The sequence below is a fragment of the Klebsiella sp. GW_Kp182 genome (assembly GCF_040062275.1).
GTDB lineage: Bacteria > Pseudomonadota > Gammaproteobacteria > Enterobacterales > Enterobacteriaceae > Klebsiella > Klebsiella michiganensis.
The window spans coordinates 18,256-33,678 of sequence record NZ_JBEAFQ010000008.1; the positions used below are offsets into that span (position 1 = coordinate 18,256).

21 protein-coding genes and 1 pseudogene are annotated in these 15,423 nt (G+C 53.6%); 19 read left to right on the plus strand and 3 right to left on the minus strand.

Annotated features, from left to right (window positions below; translation table 11 throughout):
• Positions 1-24 precede the first annotated feature (24 nt).
• The 8 genes and pseudogenes from ABLU88_RS09940 to ABLU88_RS09975 all read left to right on the plus strand — a co-directional run bounded on the left by ABLU88_RS09940 (position 25) and on the right by ABLU88_RS09975 (position 5,148).
• Complete coding sequence (locus tag ABLU88_RS09940; protein WP_348836433.1) at positions 25-534, plus strand: phage regulatory CII family protein; 510 nt, start codon at positions 25-27, stop codon at positions 532-534.
• 7 nt (positions 535-541) lie between these two features.
• On the plus strand, positions 542-742 hold the full coding sequence (locus ABLU88_RS09945; RefSeq protein WP_348836435.1) for a phage filamentation protein Fil family protein: 201 nt from the start codon (positions 542-544) through the stop codon (positions 740-742).
• Positions 706-1,044, plus strand: coding sequence for a DUF5347 domain-containing protein (locus ABLU88_RS09950; protein WP_000963463.1), 339 nt, complete (start codon positions 706-708; stop codon positions 1,042-1,044). The genes ABLU88_RS09945 and ABLU88_RS09950 overlap by 37 nt, the downstream gene beginning before the upstream one ends.
• A gap of 88 nt (positions 1,045-1,132) precedes the next feature.
• Positions 1,133-1,339: a DUF2732 family protein gene (locus ABLU88_RS09955; RefSeq protein ID WP_348836535.1), complete on the plus strand. Its 207-nt coding sequence runs from the start codon at positions 1,133-1,135 to the stop codon at positions 1,337-1,339.
• Positions 1,339-1,560, plus strand: a complete 222-nt coding sequence (locus ABLU88_RS09960) for a TraR/DksA family transcriptional regulator (protein WP_058655900.1) — start codon at positions 1,339-1,341, stop codon at positions 1,558-1,560. Before ABLU88_RS09955 ends, ABLU88_RS09960 begins: the two co-directional genes overlap by 1 nt.
• 148 nt (positions 1,561-1,708) lie before the next feature.
• The gene (locus ABLU88_RS09965) at positions 1,709-3,775 is read left to right on the plus strand and encodes a replication endonuclease (RefSeq protein ID WP_348836536.1); all 2,067 of its coding nucleotides are present in this window, start codon (positions 1,709-1,711) and stop codon (positions 3,773-3,775) included.
• Positions 3,776-3,892: 117 nt separating this feature from the next.
• Positions 3,893-4,332 (plus strand): annotated as a pseudogene (locus ABLU88_RS09970) (DinI-like family protein).
• A gap of 84 nt (positions 4,333-4,416) precedes the next feature.
• Positions 4,417-5,148 (plus strand): hypothetical protein, encoded by a 732-nt coding sequence (locus tag ABLU88_RS09975; RefSeq protein ID WP_348836436.1) that lies wholly within the window; start codon positions 4,417-4,419, stop codon positions 5,146-5,148.
• Between the two features lie 85 nt (positions 5,149-5,233).
• Here ABLU88_RS09975 and ABLU88_RS09980 read toward each other — a convergent pair whose 3' ends face one another.
• The 3 genes from ABLU88_RS09980 to ABLU88_RS09990 all read right to left on the minus strand — a co-directional run bounded on the left by ABLU88_RS09980 (position 5,234) and on the right by ABLU88_RS09990 (position 9,412).
• Positions 5,234-6,175, minus strand: a complete 942-nt coding sequence (locus tag ABLU88_RS09980; RefSeq protein ID WP_348836438.1) for a hypothetical protein — start codon at positions 6,173-6,175, stop codon at positions 5,234-5,236.
• Between the two features lie 424 nt (positions 6,176-6,599).
• Positions 6,600-7,643: a phage portal protein gene (locus tag ABLU88_RS09985; RefSeq protein ID WP_348836439.1), complete on the minus strand. Its 1,044-nt coding sequence runs from the start codon at positions 7,641-7,643 to the stop codon at positions 6,600-6,602.
• Entirely contained in the window at positions 7,643-9,412 is a 1,770-nt protein-coding gene (locus tag ABLU88_RS09990) for a terminase ATPase subunit family protein (protein WP_348836441.1), read from the minus strand. The genes ABLU88_RS09985 and ABLU88_RS09990 overlap by 1 nt, the downstream gene beginning before the upstream one ends.
• A 165-nt stretch (positions 9,413-9,577) precedes the next feature.
• On the opposite strand from ABLU88_RS09990, the gene ABLU88_RS09995 reads away from it, so the two are divergent.
• The 11 genes from ABLU88_RS09995 (at position 9,578) to ABLU88_RS10045 (ending at position 15,329) form a co-directional block, all read left to right on the plus strand.
• Entirely contained in the window at positions 9,578-10,432 is an 855-nt protein-coding gene (locus ABLU88_RS09995) for a GPO family capsid scaffolding protein (RefSeq protein WP_343466600.1), read from the plus strand.
• Positions 10,433-10,505: 73 nt separating this feature from the next.
• Entirely contained in the window at positions 10,506-11,564 is a 1,059-nt protein-coding gene (locus tag ABLU88_RS10000) for a phage major capsid protein, P2 family (protein ID WP_348836443.1), read from the plus strand.
• Positions 11,565-11,567: 3 nt separating this feature from the next.
• Positions 11,568-12,311 carry a terminase endonuclease subunit gene (locus ABLU88_RS10005; RefSeq protein WP_343466602.1) on the plus strand — a complete coding sequence of 248 codons (744 nt, stop codon included), beginning with the start codon at positions 11,568-11,570 and terminating at the stop codon, positions 12,309-12,311.
• Positions 12,312-12,407: 96 nt separating this feature from the next.
• Positions 12,408-12,914 carry a head completion/stabilization protein gene (locus ABLU88_RS10010; RefSeq protein ID WP_343466604.1) on the plus strand — a complete coding sequence of 169 codons (507 nt, stop codon included), beginning with the start codon at positions 12,408-12,410 and terminating at the stop codon, positions 12,912-12,914.
• Positions 12,914-13,117, plus strand: a complete 204-nt coding sequence (locus ABLU88_RS10015) for a tail protein X (protein ID WP_343177458.1) — start codon at positions 12,914-12,916, stop codon at positions 13,115-13,117. The genes ABLU88_RS10010 and ABLU88_RS10015 overlap by 1 nt, the downstream gene beginning before the upstream one ends.
• A gap of 4 nt (positions 13,118-13,121) precedes the next feature.
• Positions 13,122-13,412 carry a phage holin family protein gene (locus tag ABLU88_RS10020; RefSeq protein ID WP_009309693.1) on the plus strand — a complete coding sequence of 97 codons (291 nt, stop codon included), beginning with the start codon at positions 13,122-13,124 and terminating at the stop codon, positions 13,410-13,412.
• The gene (locus ABLU88_RS10025; RefSeq protein WP_348836445.1) at positions 13,399-13,896 is read left to right on the plus strand and encodes a glycoside hydrolase family 104 protein; all 498 of its coding nucleotides are present in this window, start codon (positions 13,399-13,401) and stop codon (positions 13,894-13,896) included. The genes ABLU88_RS10020 and ABLU88_RS10025 overlap by 14 nt, the downstream gene beginning before the upstream one ends.
• The gene (lysB, locus tag ABLU88_RS10030) at positions 13,893-14,324 is read left to right on the plus strand and encodes an Rz-like lysis system protein LysB (RefSeq protein WP_343466610.1); all 432 of its coding nucleotides are present in this window, start codon (positions 13,893-13,895) and stop codon (positions 14,322-14,324) included. The genes ABLU88_RS10025 and lysB overlap by 4 nt, the downstream gene beginning before the upstream one ends.
• A complete protein-coding gene (gene lysC / locus ABLU88_RS10035) occupies positions 14,206-14,457 on the plus strand; it encodes an Rz1-like lysis system protein LysC (protein ID WP_343466611.1) in 252 nt (83 codons plus the stop codon). The genes lysB and lysC overlap by 119 nt, the downstream gene beginning before the upstream one ends.
• Positions 14,420-14,887, plus strand: a complete 468-nt coding sequence (locus ABLU88_RS10040) for a phage tail protein (protein WP_348836446.1) — start codon at positions 14,420-14,422, stop codon at positions 14,885-14,887. The genes lysC and ABLU88_RS10040 overlap by 38 nt, the downstream gene beginning before the upstream one ends.
• Positions 14,880-15,329, plus strand: coding sequence for a phage virion morphogenesis protein (locus tag ABLU88_RS10045; protein WP_163467606.1), 450 nt, complete (start codon positions 14,880-14,882; stop codon positions 15,327-15,329). Before ABLU88_RS10040 ends, ABLU88_RS10045 begins: the two co-directional genes overlap by 8 nt.
• The last annotated feature ends 94 nt before the right edge of the window (positions 15,330-15,423 follow it).

The window sequence follows — 15,423 nt, forward strand, 5'->3', positions numbered from 1 at the left end:
TTATGTGAATTTTAAGGATGCAACATGTTTGATTTTCAGATTTCCAAACATCCCCACTATGACGAAGCGTGCCGGGTTTTTGCGCAGCGTCACAATATGGCGAAGCTGGCCGAGCGTGCGGGTATGAATGTTCAGACGTTACGTAACAAGCTAAACCCGGAACAGCCTCACCAGTTCACGCCGCCTGAATTGTGGCTACTGACTGACCTGACAGAAGACTCAACCCTTGTTGATGGTTTTCTGGCGCAGATTCATTGCCTGCCATGCGTGCCGGTTAATGAGCTGGCTAAAGACAAATTGCAGTCTTATGTCATGCGCGCAATGAGTGAACTCGGCGAACTGGCGAGCGGTGCAGTATCTGATAAACGTCTAACCTCTGCTCGCAAGCACAACATGATTGAAAGCGTTAACTCAGGTATTCGCATGTTGTCTTTGTCGGCATTGGCGCTCCATGCGCGCTTACAGACTAATCCAGCTATGTCGAGCGTGGTCGATACCATGAGCGGTATTGGCGCGTCATTTGGGCTGATTTGAGGTGCATATGTTGAATAGTGAACCATCATTCGCATCTCTGCTCGTTAAGCAAAGCCCCGGCATGCACTACGGCCACGGCTGGATCGCAGGTAAGGACGGCAAGCGCTGGCACCCGAGCCGCTCACAGTCTGATTTACTGGCTGGTCTCTCTACTCAAAAGCAGGGGGAATCATGGCTATCGAAGCTGTTTCCGCGACTGTTCCGCTAAAAGCGGGTGAACGTTTGGCCGGTCTTAATCATGTGGCCGAGTTGCGTGCGAGATATTGGGGCGATAGCTGGAAAGAAGTTGAGCGTTTTGTCGATGATATGCGCGATAAACGCGACCCACAATTTGAAGAAAATAATCGGGCGTTGGCCGCTATTTTTTTTCTGGCAAAAATACCTGCGGCTCGTCATGAGCTCGAATTAAGTGAGCTGACTACTGACGAGAAAAAAGCGCTTATTACGGCAATGAATCATTTTCGTGCAGTGGTGAGCTTATTTCCCAAACGGCTAACAATGCCGAATTAACACACATCAGAAATAAATGGCGTAACCCCGCCGGGCATTCTTTTGCCCAAATACAGGAGAAAGAACAATGCAGAAAGAATTACCAAAAATGTTTGTGGCCGAAACCGACCCGCTTATGGCGGTAATTGATATTGCCAAACGTGAGGAGCGTAAAGGTCGCGCGCTCGCAGTTTCAATCCGCCTTGAGGTACTGGCAACCCATATCACTAACAAAGGGTTAAACGGTATTGAAGCGGCTGAACTGCTGCGCCGTGAGGCCACCCGTTATGAAAACGAATCACAGGAGCTGCACTAATGGCCGATGCAATGGATTTAGCGCAACAGCGCGAGCAGGAAGACCGCGAACGCCACATCAACAACGCGCGCAGCCGTATCGCTATACCTTCCCGTTTCCTGTGCGAACAATGTGACGCGCCAATCCCCGAAGCTCGCCGTATTGCTATTCCGGGCGTGGCCTTTTGCGTGACCTGCCAGCAAATCGCCGAGCTCAAACTAAAACACTATCGGGGGGTATGAATTGGCTGTTCAATTCGCTTTTCCGTGGAATGCTCCACGGTCGGCAACAGCCAGCCCATATCTTACCTATGACCAACAGCATCGCCGCGATCGTATGTTCGCGGCTTTGCTGCATGCGAGAAAGATGCTTTCTCTCCAGCCTGAGTGTGTGCGTTTTGATATTTATCGCACGGCCGCAGTGCTTGAGCAAAATCAGGGCAGTCAACGAGCCAATGTCTTTTTAATCAGCTTCTGCAAAAAGGCATTGCCACGTCTGGAGCTGGTCGCAAAAAAATACGAGTGTGCGGGTATCAACAGCAACGCATCAGCCGCTGTTTTCGGTGGCCATTTTGATACCGAGCTTATGCAATATCTGGCATCACGCATGGTCAATATGGTCGCCAGATATAACCGGCTCCCGGATATGGCGCGCGCCGATATTGACCTGCTGGCCGCAGATATCGCTAATTTCATTCGCGCTGAACTGGCTAACATTGATGACACCGGATTTAGTGAGCTCAAAACACTGTACACTTGGTATATGCGCGCTGGGATTATTTCCCTGCAATTCAACGTTACCCCGCCGCATTGGGAGCGGGTCACAAAGAAATATGTCGGTGAGGATGAGATCGCCCCGGCCATCACCCGCATGTTTAATGAGGTTTGGTGGCGTGGCCGCTTACGACGCATAGCGGCTGCATGGCGCGAACACCTGCTCATTGCCGCTGGCAACGTCAGCAAGAAAAAACATGCCTACGCGAGTAAAAACTGCGTGACCGACTGGCGCGAGCAGAGGCGCCGCACGCGAGAATTTCTCAAGGGGCTGGATCTCGAAGATGAAGACGGTAACCGCATCAGCCTGATTGAAAAATACGATGGTTCGGTCGCTAACCCTGCGATACGTCGCTGCGAGCTGATGACCCGCATCCGTGGGTTTGAAAATATATGCAATGAGCTCGGTTATGTCGGTGAGTTTTATACCCTGACCGCGCCGTCAAAATATCACGCCACAACTAAGGCGGGATACCGTAACACCAAATGGAAAGGAGCCAGCCCGTCAGATACGCAGAGTTATCTCACCGGCCTTTGGGCGCGCATTCGTGCCAAGCTGCACCGGGAAGAAATCCGCATTTTCGGTATCCGTGTTGCTGAACCTCATCACGACGGGACGCCTCACTGGCACATGCTTATGTTTATGCTGCCGGAAGACGTTGAGCGCGTGCGCTTCATCATTCGCGATTACGCGTGGGAGGAAGACCACCACGAGTTGAGAAGCGACAAAGCCAAAAAGGCGCGTTTTCATGCCGAGGCCATTGACCAGGAAAAGGGCAGCGCTACCGGCTATGTGGCTAAATACATTTCAAAAAATATTGACGGCTATGCTCTGGATGGTGAAACCGATGACGAAAGCGGTGAACTGCTGAAAGAGACCGCTCCAGCCGTTTCAGCATGGGCGGCGCGCTGGCACATCCGTCAATTCCAGTTTATCGGCGGTGCGCCGGTTACGGTCTACCGTGAGTTGCGCCGCCTCGCTGATACAGAGACCGCACACGGCCTGAGCGTTGAGTTTGCAGCCGTCCATGATGCCGCTGACGCCGGTGATTGGGCTGGTTACGTTAATGCGCAGGGTGGTCCGTTCGTCCGTCGCGATGATTTGCAGGTGCGCACGCTGTATGAACCGCGCGCCGAGTTTAACCAGTATGGCGAGGAAACCGTCTGCATCCGTGGCGTGTATGATTCCGCTACTGGTGCTGGAACCCCTATTTTAACCCGTCTCACGCAATGGAAAATTGTGCCGAAGCGTGCCGTTGATTTGGCCGTTGACGTTAAGGGCGCTCCTGCGCCCTCTCGGAGTTCTGTCAATAACTGTACGGGGAACGAAAGTGATCTGCCTGAGTCGGATTTATCCAAACCTCTTAGCAGGCGTGAAAGGCGGCTATTAACCAATCGTCTGAGAGAGCAAAAGCCCACAGTGAGGCGGCGTTATACTCATGGAACAGCGGATCAGCAGGCCATAATTGACAGAACTATTGACGAAGTACATGTAAACACCGGCATCACGATCAGCCGGGGCGAAGCTCTGCACCTTATGGCTGGCGGGAAAAGTTGTTTTAACGGGAAATGGTGCAGAGGTTCGTCCATTGGAGACGTATTTGCTGCATCACCATCGTTCCAATCTCAAGCGAAAAAAATAATGAAACGAGTCGCTGAGCTAAAGAGTTTGTCTAAAGCGTAATCGTTTAATTCACATCTATATCATGTACATACACAGTGCTTGATTGTTTTTTTACTTCCATAGTTTTATCAATGCGTGATACTGTATGTTTATACAGTATCTCGTGACGGAGGATGTGTGAATAGAGAACTGAGCGAGCTAGTTATGCTTGAGCGAGTAGAAATGATTGCCAGACTAACGGCAGATGGCGTTTGTCAGGAAAGGGATCGTGAAATTGCATTGAATTTGATTGCTGAAATTGCGCGGGGAAACCTCCTCAAAAACAGCTCATTTTCCGTTGTTTTGCCAAGCAGCCTCTTAAACAACGATTAAAAAAAGAGGGTGAGGTACGAATAAATATCACGCTGGATAAAGACCAGCAGGTCGCGCAACAGGTCGTGGACGCCTTTCAGGATGAGCTTACTTGAAGAGTGAAAACCTTTTTCCCTGTCAGCCGCGTTATCGTGAAAAAGGGGGCTATGACTGGCGTTGAGCTTATGGGTTTTGAAAAGGACTCTGATAGGGAACTTCTCGACAACATTCTTCAAGAAGTGTGGGAGGATGAAAGCTGGCGGTAGTCTATAAAAAACGTACGAATTTCAGCCCTGTGTTTGATAGCATAGGGCTGTTTTTTATAGGAATTACTCACGGAAAGGAAAATCATGGACACTATAATCGCCTTTATATCGTTTGTTCTTTTTATTGCTTTTATCGTTGGCCTCATCAAGCCATCGCTGGTAAAGATGCCAAATCGTAAGCGCTCAAGTGCGGTTTATCTCGGTGCTTTTCTGGCGTTGACTTTCATTGGCTCAATTTTATGGCCGACTGAGAAAAGTCAGCTTGCAGCAAAAACTGATGCACCGGCGGCTAAAGCGGAACCGGTTAAGAAAACATTTGAGGACGCAGATAAAACTCTCAAAGAATATCGTAACGAGTCAAAAGAAAACCGGCACAATATCGTTAAAGAATATGTTGACTTCAAAAGTGTACCGGCCAGCTCCGCTGATGATTTTTATGCTTGTATGAGCGAATACACTTTTACTAAAGATGATACGTTAAAGCTCGGTGATGTGTTGGGATGGTGTTTCAACGACTTCGAGAAAGATCCACAATCTCTAAACAAAAGAATCGACCTTGACGCATTTCAGAGTAATTTTAGTGGTTGGGATGGCTCTTATCGTCCGCTAGAGAAACTAATAAAAGCCAGCATGAATGATGATTCTTCTTATAAGCATGATTCAACGGTCTATCATCTGATTTTGAATAAAGACCCTCATGCTGTTGTAAAAACCACCTTTCGCGGCACTAATGCTTATGGTGGCGTGGTCAAACAAACCGTAGCGGCACGCGTCGACGTGCGAACGGGTGAGGTCGAATCGATACTCGACAATTAAACAATATAGTGACAAACGCCGCTGGCGCTGAAACTTGCTGTCAGTGCTGGCGGGGTTGAGCAACGAGCGAAGTGAGGCGCTAGCATTAATTAATTTTTAATGAATGGTACTCTCGTGAGTTGACCGTGGATTTGAGATAACTGCAATCATTTACCGAGAGTATTGCCGCTAATAGACGACATACCAGCGCCTGCATTTGAATCAATATATCGTCACCATACTGATTGTCGTTAATACTGGAGAAACCAAGCGGTTGACCAAAAAAAATAGCCTCATGGAAGTTATCATTGCGGATGACAGCAATGTTTTTTTTTCCGGATACCCATGTGGGGAATGATAACCCATAAATTTTGCACATCCACTTTAATCTCTTGGAATGATTCGGCGGGGATTTATCAGGATCCTTGTCATGCTCAGCCCACGACAAAGCAAAGCAACCATCAAGTGCCATATACAGGTACTGGAATTTTTCAAATGAAAGATATTGTGGGGTTTGAGATAGGAATAGTGCATGCACCACAGCCGCAATTCTTTTAGGTGAATGCTCATCCTTTTGTTTGCTGGTTATGTAATTAAGAGCCAGTTCTATGACTTCTTTTTCTGAGCATCCAACGAGAGTAAAGTCGGTTAACTTAGTGGGTTTGATGGGGGTTGCATCTAAAAAACCAGCGTCAGTGGTTGTTAATCTTATTCCCATGAAAAATGACAGACACCACACAACAAAATTGAGAGTTTCTAACGAGGATGTATTTTTTAATTTTAGTAGGTGCGTTTTTGGCATGCCGAATACTCGGTGACTATAAGGCATTATGGATATTCCACCATTAAAGTTATTTACCTCTTGGTTTCCAGGGTATATCCAACCTTTAACAACATTTTTGTCGTTGCTAACACGCTCTACTTTCTCAATGAGACCGGGTAAAGTAAGCAAAGAAAATTGTTCAGTCTCAATGTTAACTTCTACTGGATAGTATCCCAACTCAGACATAATCTCATTGGGTTGCTGTGCGTTAACTTCACCTTGCATATCTTTCTCCGCTCAAAAATAGGCTCGATAATTATTAAGAGGCTATCATGTTTGGAAAGAATCAATACCCGTGATTTTGTAAATTTAAGCTGTTTTATCAATGAATACGCTGTGCATGCATTAGGTGCATGGTATTGCATGCGTCAGACTTGCCTGTTCTGGCAGTGCACAGCCAGAGCTGACGCGGATCCAGAGTGGTAATGCACTTGCATTAAAAGCGACCCGTTAAGCGTGCAGGCGAGGCGGGGAAAGCACTGCGCGCCAGACTACATTTACGCATTTATTTTCGCAGCCAGAGCGCGTCGCTGAGCCGCGCGGGTTCGTGAGGGTGTTGGTGGGTGATGCGGGGGCGTTTGAGGGCTTAGCGAGCTTCTGAGACTGTCAGAGGTGAGGGTAAGAAAAAGCCGCCCGGAGGCGGCAGAAATCAGTCACTTTCGGTATCGAGGTTGTAGCTTTTGAAACGGATCACCTCCTGACCGGCCCATGCGTTGACCTCGCGCATCCGGTCCTGCAGCGGTATAAGCTCGTTACGGACAAACACTTTTGCCACCTTCTCGATGTCACCGAGCGAACCGACGTTTTCCGGCTTGCCGCCCATCAACTGGAACGGGATGCGGTGCGCGTCGAGCAGGTCGGCGGCGCTGACTTTCTTGATATTGAAAAAGTCGTCTTTCGTGGCCACCTCACTGAGCGGCACAATTTTAATGCCGTCCGGTTTTCCGTGCGGTGCGTAGAAAAACAGGTTTTTGAAGTTGCCGAGCCCCTTCGAGCTGCGCATCGCATCACGCAGCGCCTCAACATCGGTACCGCTTTGCGCGGCGTCTGTCACATACATGATGTAACCCGCATGCGCCCCGTTCTGGTAATACTTGCGACGGAACAGCGTCGCCGCCTCATTCAGCCAGGCGGAGTTGAGCGCGCTGAGATATTCCGGCATGCCGTACAGCTCCTGATTGATGTCAGGCTCCAGCAGGTGAAACACGGAGCCCGGCGCGAACGGGTGCGGCTGGTCAAATGACGGCACCCACCAGTAGACATCCTCCTCAATACCGCGCCGCGTGTATTTTGCCGGTGACGCTTCCAGCTTCAGCGGGCGACCAGTGACACTCTTTCGGCGCTCTAAAAACGCGTTGCCAAACACCAGGAAATCAAGCGCGAAGCGGCTGAAGTCCTGTTGTGACAGTAGCGGGTGCGGAATAAACGTAGAGGCCAGAATATTGCGCTTAACGTAAATCGGCGAGCTGTGATGAACGGCGGCACGCAGGCTTTTCGCCAGCCCGTTAAAGCTGACCGGCGGTTCGAACCAGCGGCCATTATTGACGCATTCCACGTAATCCAGAATATCGCGGCGGTCGAGCACCGCGCTCGGTTCACCAAAAGTAAACGCCTCTACTTTTTGGGGCGCGGTGTCGTTCATGTTGCGCGGGCGCTTTTGTGGCTGTGGCTTGCGGCCTTTGTATTTACTCATCAGTTGAACTCCAGAATGGACGATGTGGCCTGGCCGCTGCCAGCGGTAAGCGGTTCATTTAACAGCGCGTGCATGGTCGCCCAGGCGACGTCCGCGTGACTGGCTTCCTCGGTGCGGCTGGCCTCATAGGTGGCGCTGCGCCCGCTGCTGGTCATGGTCTTGCGGATAGCCATAAACGAGGTGGTGATGTCGGTGGCGCTGACGTCATATTCGAGACAGCCACGGCGAATCACGTCTTTTGCTTTCAGCACCATCGCGGTTTTCATTTCCGGCGTGTAGCGGATATCGCGGGCGGCGGGATAAAACGAGCGAACAAGCTGGAAAACACCAATGCCGAGGCCGGTTGCATCGATACCGATATACTCGACCTTGTATTTTTCGGTGAGCTGACGAATGGATTCGGCCTGCGTCGCAAAGTCCATGCCTTTCCACTGGTGACGCTCCAGAATGCGGAACTTGCCCCCGGCGACAACCGGCGGCGCGAGCACCACGCACCCGGCGCTGTCGCCGCTGTGCGAGGGGTCGTAGCCAATCCAGACCGGGCGGGAGCCGAATGGGTTGTCGGCGAACGGGGCAAAGTCCTCCCACTCTTCCAGGCTGTCGACCATGCAGCGTTGCAAATCCTCGAAGGGGAACACCGACGCCTTGTCGTCAACGAACTCGCACATAAACAGGTTACGGAAGTCATCGATGCTGTTTTCCTGCCGAAGCTGCTCAAGGTTAAACAGCGTACAGCCCCCGGCGAGCGCATCCTCAATGGTGACTATCTGCCGCCACTGGCCGTCAGGACATGCCACGCCAGCGGCGAGGGCGTCATGGCTGATATCAATGTCGACGCGTTCACTGACGCGGGCGCGGCCACGGTTGAACAATTCCCCCGACCAGAACGGGTAAGCGCCGTGTGCCAGGGTGGACGGTGTCGAAAAGTAGGTGCTGCGCAGGTGGCTTTGTGACGCCATGCCCGACGACACTTTGCGCAGTTTCTGGAAGTTGGGGATCCAGAATATTTCATCGACATACAGGTCGCCGTTATGGCTCTGCGCGGTGTTGGAGTTGGTGCCGAGAAAAATCAGTTTTGCGCCGTTGTTGCCGATAACAATCGGGTCGCCGGTCAGCTCAACATCAACCCGGCGGGCAAACTGGATGATGTACTCGCGGAATACATACGCCTGCGTTTTACTCGCCGACAGAAAAATCTGGTTATGGCCGGTTTTCAGCGCGTGCAGCAGCGCCTCGCGGGAAAAGTAGAACGTCGCCCCAATCTGGCGTGATTTCAGGATGTCGCGAATGCGGTGCTCAAGCCCCGCGCGGTGCCAGCGGAGCTGATATTCGAAAGACTCCGCGAAAAAAATCTCTTCCAGTTTTTCGATAGCCTCGTCACTGAAAAAGTTCTTTGTCGGCTTTTTACGTTCGCCTTTGTTGCGGTTGGCCACGCGGGGATTCAGGTCAGCCTCGTTTCCGGTCTGGCCATAGCGGTTAATCCGCGCGAAGCGCTCCATCTGCCGGGCCAGAAAATCGGCGACCTTGAAATCATGGGGCGTCAGGCTGGGTTTCGCATAAAGCTGGATCAGCCGGGCCTCCAGGGTGCTTTCGACCCGGTTCAGCGGTGCCGTTTCCTCCCAGTGGTCGCGCTGTTTCCAGCTTTGCACCGTGGGGCGTTTGGTCTGCAACATGTCGGCAATCTGCGGCACGGAGAACCCCTGCCAGTACAGCAAGGCCGCCTGGCGTCGCGGGTCGTTTAACAAAGTGGTGTCGGTGGTGATGGTCATGGATGCCTCGCCGTGATTGATACAGGGCAAGGCTAAAGAAACGGGGGATGTGAATCGCTAAGGTGCTGTTGTGTGAGGGATAAGCCATCCGGGACTGATGGCGGGAGAGTGGCGACGTCGGGAAACTAGCCCCGACCCGTTAACCCGACATCAGGACTCCTGACAATGGCAAAAAAAGTTTCAAAATGGTTTCGCATCGGCGTCGAAGGCGATACCTGTGACGGCCGCGTTATCAGCGCGACGGATATTCAGGAAATGGCTGAGACCTTTGACCCCCGCGTCTACGGTTGCCGCATTAACCTCGAACACCTGAAAGGCATCCTGCCGGAGGGTCCGTTCAGCCGTTACGGCGATGTGGTTGAGCTGAAGTCTGAAAAAATTGACGACGACTCGGTACTGAAAGGTAAGCTGGCGCTGTTCGCTAAAATCACCCCGACCGATGACCTGATCGCAATGAATAAAAAATTGCAGAAGGTTTACACCTCCATGGAAATCCAGCCGAATTTTGCCAATAGCGGCAAATGCTACCTGGTCGGCCTCGCCGTGACCGATGACCCGGCCAGCCTCGGCACCGAATACCTCGAATTTTGCCGGGGGGCCAAATTCAACCCCCTTAACCGCTTCAAAGCCGCGCCGGGCAACCTGATTTCTGTCGCCACCCTCGCCGAGCTCGAGTTCGAAGACCTGCCGGAAAATGTGTTCACCGCCCTGAGCGACAAGGTGAAGACGATTTTCAGCCGCAAACAGGCCAGCGATGACGCCCGTTTTCAGGATGTGCATGAAGCCGTGACGACCGTCAGCGAGCATGTGCAGGACAACCTCACCGCTACTGAGCAACGTCTTGCCACGCTGGAAAATGCCTTTGCGACGCTGAAACAGGACGTCACCAGTAAAGCCGACCAGACCCGCCAGGCATTCAGCCAGTTAAAAACCACGCTGGATAACACCGAAAGCACCACGCAGCCCCGCCGAAAGCTCTCCACCGGCGGCGGTGGTGATGAGCTGCTGACTGACTGCTAAACGGTCATGAATTTATCGCCGGGCAACAGCTTTGCCCGGTCAGACAACCCGATTTAACCCAACAGGAAAGACTATGCGTCAGGAAACCCGTTTTAAATTCAATGGCTATCTGTCCCGCGTTGCCGAGCTGAACGGCATCGATCCGGACGATGTGAGTAAAAAATTCTCCGTCGAGCCGTCCGTCACGCAAACCATGATGAACACCGTGCAGATGTCCTCGGCCTTTTTGCAGAAAATTAATATCGTGCCGGTGGATGAGCTGAAGGGTGAAAAAATTGGCGTCGGCGTCAATGGCACCATCGCCAGCACCACGGACACCAACAGCGGCCAGGAGCGTAAAACCGCCGACTTTACCGCGCTGGAGTCCAGAAAGTACGAATGCGACCAGGTCAACTTTGACTTCCATTTCAAATATAAAAAGCTGGATTTGTGGGCGCGCTTCCAGGACTTCCAGCGCCGTATTCGCGATGCCATTATCCAGCGTCAGGCGCTTGATTTCATCATGGCCGGGTTCAACGGCGTTGAGCGTGCCGAAACCTCTGACCGCAAAGCCCATCCGATGCTGCAGGATGTCGCCGTGGGCTGGCCGCAGAAATACCGCAATGAAGCGCCGACCCGTGTGATGAGCAAAGTCGTCGACGAGGAAGGGAACGTGGTTTCCTCTGTGATCCGTGTGGGTAAAAACGGCGATTACGTCAATCTCGATGCGCTGGTCATGGATGCCACCGACAACCTGATTGACGAGATTTATCAGGAAGACTCGGAGCTCGTGGCGATTGTGGGCCGTAAGCTGCTGGCCGACAAATATTTCCCGATCGTCAACAAAGACCAGCCCAACAGTGAGGCGCTCGCGGCTGACATCATCATCAGCCAGAAACGCATCGGCAACCTGCCTGCCGTGCGTGTGCCGTATTTCCCGCCGAACGCAATTATGGTGACGCGTCTCGATAACCTGTCCATCTATTTCATGGACGAAAGTCACCGGCGCTCCATCATCGAAAACCCGAGACTCGACCAGGTGGAAAACTACGAATCGATGAACATCGATTACGTGGTCGAAACCTACGCCGCCGGGTGCTTCATTGAAAATATCAAGCTGGGCGATTTCTCTGCCGCGCAACCGGAGGGCTAACCGATGACGAGCCCCGCACAGCGTCACATGATGCGGGTCTCGGCCATTGAAACCGCGCAGCGGGAAAACAACCCGCTGCGGCATGCCACTGCCTACGAGCAGATGCTGGTTAAGCTGGCCGCAGACCAACGCACGTTAAAAGCCATCTTTGGTAAAGAGCTGAAAGCCAGGAAAAAGCGCGAGCTGCTGCCGTTCTATCTGCCGTGGATCAGTGGCGTACTGGAACAGGGCAAAGGCGCGCAGGATGACATCGTGATGACCGTCATGCTGTGGCGTCTTGATGTCGGCGATATCGGCGGCGCGATGGACATCGCCCGCTACGCCTTCAAGTACGGTCTGACCATGCCAGGCAGGCACCGCCGGCCGCCGCAGTACATGTTCACCGAAGAGGTGGCACTCGCCGCCATGCGCGCCCATGCCGCCGGTGAACCGGTCGTCATCAGCCAGCTACTCGACACGCTGGCGCTGACCGCCGCTGCCGATATGCCGGACGAGGTGCGCGCAAAGCTGCACAAAATCACCGGCCAGGTGTTGCGGGATAACAAACAGCCCGCCGATGCGCTGGCCCACCTCAGGCGAGCGATGCAGCTCGACTGTCAGGCAGGCGTCAAAAAAGACATTGAACGGCTTGAGCGAGAGCTGAAGCCCAGACCGGCAATGGTCGTTAAAGCCCCGGTAAGCGCGCCGCGCGCCGTGAAAACCACGGCACCGGCTAAACGTGGCCGACCGAAAAAGAACCCCGGTTAACAGAATGCGCCCCGCGCCAGGGCGGCACGCCGGTCGATGAGGGTGTTTTACCCGACCTGAGACCGGCGTCCACCGCCCACCTATTCAGAGGTAGTCATGACGACGCTGATTATTAAAAAGAACGATGAGCCGCAGCCGGGCGGTGTGGTGGTCATCCCGCCGCCTGCCAGCGATGAGCCGGTGATAAAAAATACGTTTTTCTTTCCTGACATCGACCCGAAACGCGTGCGTGAAGGGATGCGCCTTGAGCAGACCGTCGCACCGGCCCGGCTGCGTGAGGCCATCAAAACCGGCATCGCCGAAACCAATGCCGAGCTGTTTTTGTGGCGGGAACAGCAGATTGCCGGGGGTTTTAGCAAGCTGGCCGACGTGCCGGCTGATGACCTCGACGGCGAAAGCGTGCGCGTTTTCTATTATCTGCGCGCCGTCACCTCAATGGCGACCGCCACGCTCTATGAGCGTTATCGCGGTGTGGACGCCAGCGCCAGAGGCGACAAAAAAGCCGACAGCATCGATATCACTGTCGACGAGCTGTGGCGGGATATGCGCTGGGCCGTATCACGCGTCCAGGACAAACCCCGCTGCATCGTGAGCCAAATCTGATGCAGGCCATCGCGCAACAGGGCGACACGCTCGACATGATTTGCGCCCGGTATTACGGGCGCACTGAGGGGGTGTTCGAGTCGGTGCTCGCCGCAAATCCGGGGCTGGCGGAACTCGGCGCAGTGCTGCCACATGGTACGGCGGTCGAACTGCCCGACGTCCAGTCATCCCCCGTAACTGAAACAATTAATCTGTGGGAGTAAACACATGACGGAAGGTGAAAAAAGCGTCCTGTCACTGTTTTTGATAGGCGTGCTGATTGTCGTCGGGAAAGTGCTGGCCGGTGGCGAGCCCATCACCGCCCGGCTTTTTATTGGCCGTATGCTGCTGGGCGGCTTTGTCTCAATGGTGGCCGGGGTGGCACTGGTGCAGTTTCCCGACCTGCCGCCTGCTGCCGTGTGCGGATTTGGATCCATGCTGGGTATCGCCGGTTATCAGGCGGTGGAAATTGCGATTCAGCGCAGGATTAAAAAAGGGGAAAGCGATGGCGGTCATTAAGACACACCCCAACGTCGCGGCATTCCTCGATACGCTGGCGTTTTCAGAGGGTACGGCGACGCACCCGCTGACAAAAAACAACGGGTACGACGTCATTGTCACCGGCTTCGATGGCAGGCCGGAGATTTTTACCGACTATCGCGATCACCCGTTTGCCGGTGGGCGCCCGGCGAAAGTCTTCAATCGTCGCGGGGAAAAATCCACGGCATCCGGGCGTTACCAGCAGCTTTACCTGTTCTGGCCGCATTATCAGAAACAGCTCGCGTTGCCAGATTTCAGTCCGGCATCACAGGACAGGCTCGCCATTCAGCTTATTCGGGAGCGTGGCGCGCTGGAAGATTTGCAGCAGGGGCGCATCGAGCGCGCGATTTCCCGCTGTCGCAATATCTGGGCGTCATTGCCAGGCGCGGGGTATGGTCAGCGTGAGCACAGCCTCGACAGGCTGGTCGCCGTGTGGCGCAAGGCCAGAGGGGTATCCGCATGAAAATATTCATTATCCTGCTGGCACTGGCCTGCGCGGGTCTGCTGTGGATGCGACACGATAACAGCAATTTGCGCGCCTCTTTTGAACGTGCGAACCGGGTCGCCGGTGAACGCAAAACGACAATCACCATGCTGAAAAATCAGCTCAACGTTGCCGCAGAGCAGTCGCAGCGCAAAGAGTGGGCGCAGGTTGCCATGCGGGACAAACTCACTGCGGCTAACCTGCTGGCCTTCCGGCGTGAACAAACTATCACGAGGTTACTCAATGAAAATGACGCGTTTCGCCGCTGGTATCGCGCTGATTTACCTGATGCTGTGCGCCGGTTGCACCAGCGAGCCGCCTGTACCAATGCCGCCGCCGGTGATTGTTTACAACGCCTGTCCGAAGGTCAGCCCCTGCCCGATGCCGGGCAGCGACCCGCTGACTAATGGCGACCTGAGTGCGGATATTCGCCAACTGGAAAACGCCCTGAAAAGCTGCGCAATCCAGGTCGATACGGTTAAACAATGCCAGGATGAAATCGATGCAAAAGCCCAACAGTCTGCGAAAAGCCTTAACTGATGCGGTGCCGGTACTGCGTACCAACCCCGATATGCTTTGCCTCCGCCTGGACGATGGCAACAATACGGCGACGCTGGCGCGCTCCCTGTCGTTTGAAAAGCGGTACACGCTTAACATCGTGGTGACGGATTTTACCGACGATATTGACCTGCTGTTTGTGCCGATTATGGCCTGGCTTCGCGTCAATCAACCGGACATGATGACAACCGATGAGGGCAGAAAAAAGGGCTTTATCTGGTATGCAGACATTAACAACGACAGCAGCCTCGATGTCAGCATCAGCCTGTTGCTGACCGAACGCACGCTGGTCAAAGAGGCCGACGGCGCGCTGTACGTGGAGAACATCCCGGAGCCGCCCCCGCCAGAGCCGGTGACGCGCCCTGTCGAGATGTGGAGTAATGGCGAACGGGTGAGTAAATGGGATGAATGACTTCAAACCCTTTGAGGACAAGCTCGCCGGGTTGATAGCGGCCCTTTCTCCTGCCGGGCGGCGTCGGATGACCGCCGACATTGCGAAGAAACTGCGCCAGCGGCAACAGCAGCGCATTAAATCGCAGAAAGCGCCGGACGGTTCCCCGTTCGTCCCGCGTAAACGCCAGCCCGTCAGGGCAAAGAAAGGCCGTATTAAGCGCGAGATGTTCGCGAAACTGCGAACCAACCGCTATATGAAAGCGACCGGTAACGACAGCGCGGCAGTGGTGGAATTTACCGGAAAAGTGCAGCGCATCGCCCGCGTGCATCAGCTCGGGCTCAAGGATAAGCCATCCCCAAAAAGCGCCGCCGTCGAGTACCCACAGCGCCAGCTCATGGGCTTTACCGACGATGACCGGCAGCTTGTGGAAAGCGTCATTATCGACTACCTCGCTGATTGAACTGTATCAGCTCGGATTTTGTGCTGACAGTTTTTACTGGCAGCACACAATCAACTCTGGCAGTCTGCTTTGAGCGAATCGGACATTGACGATT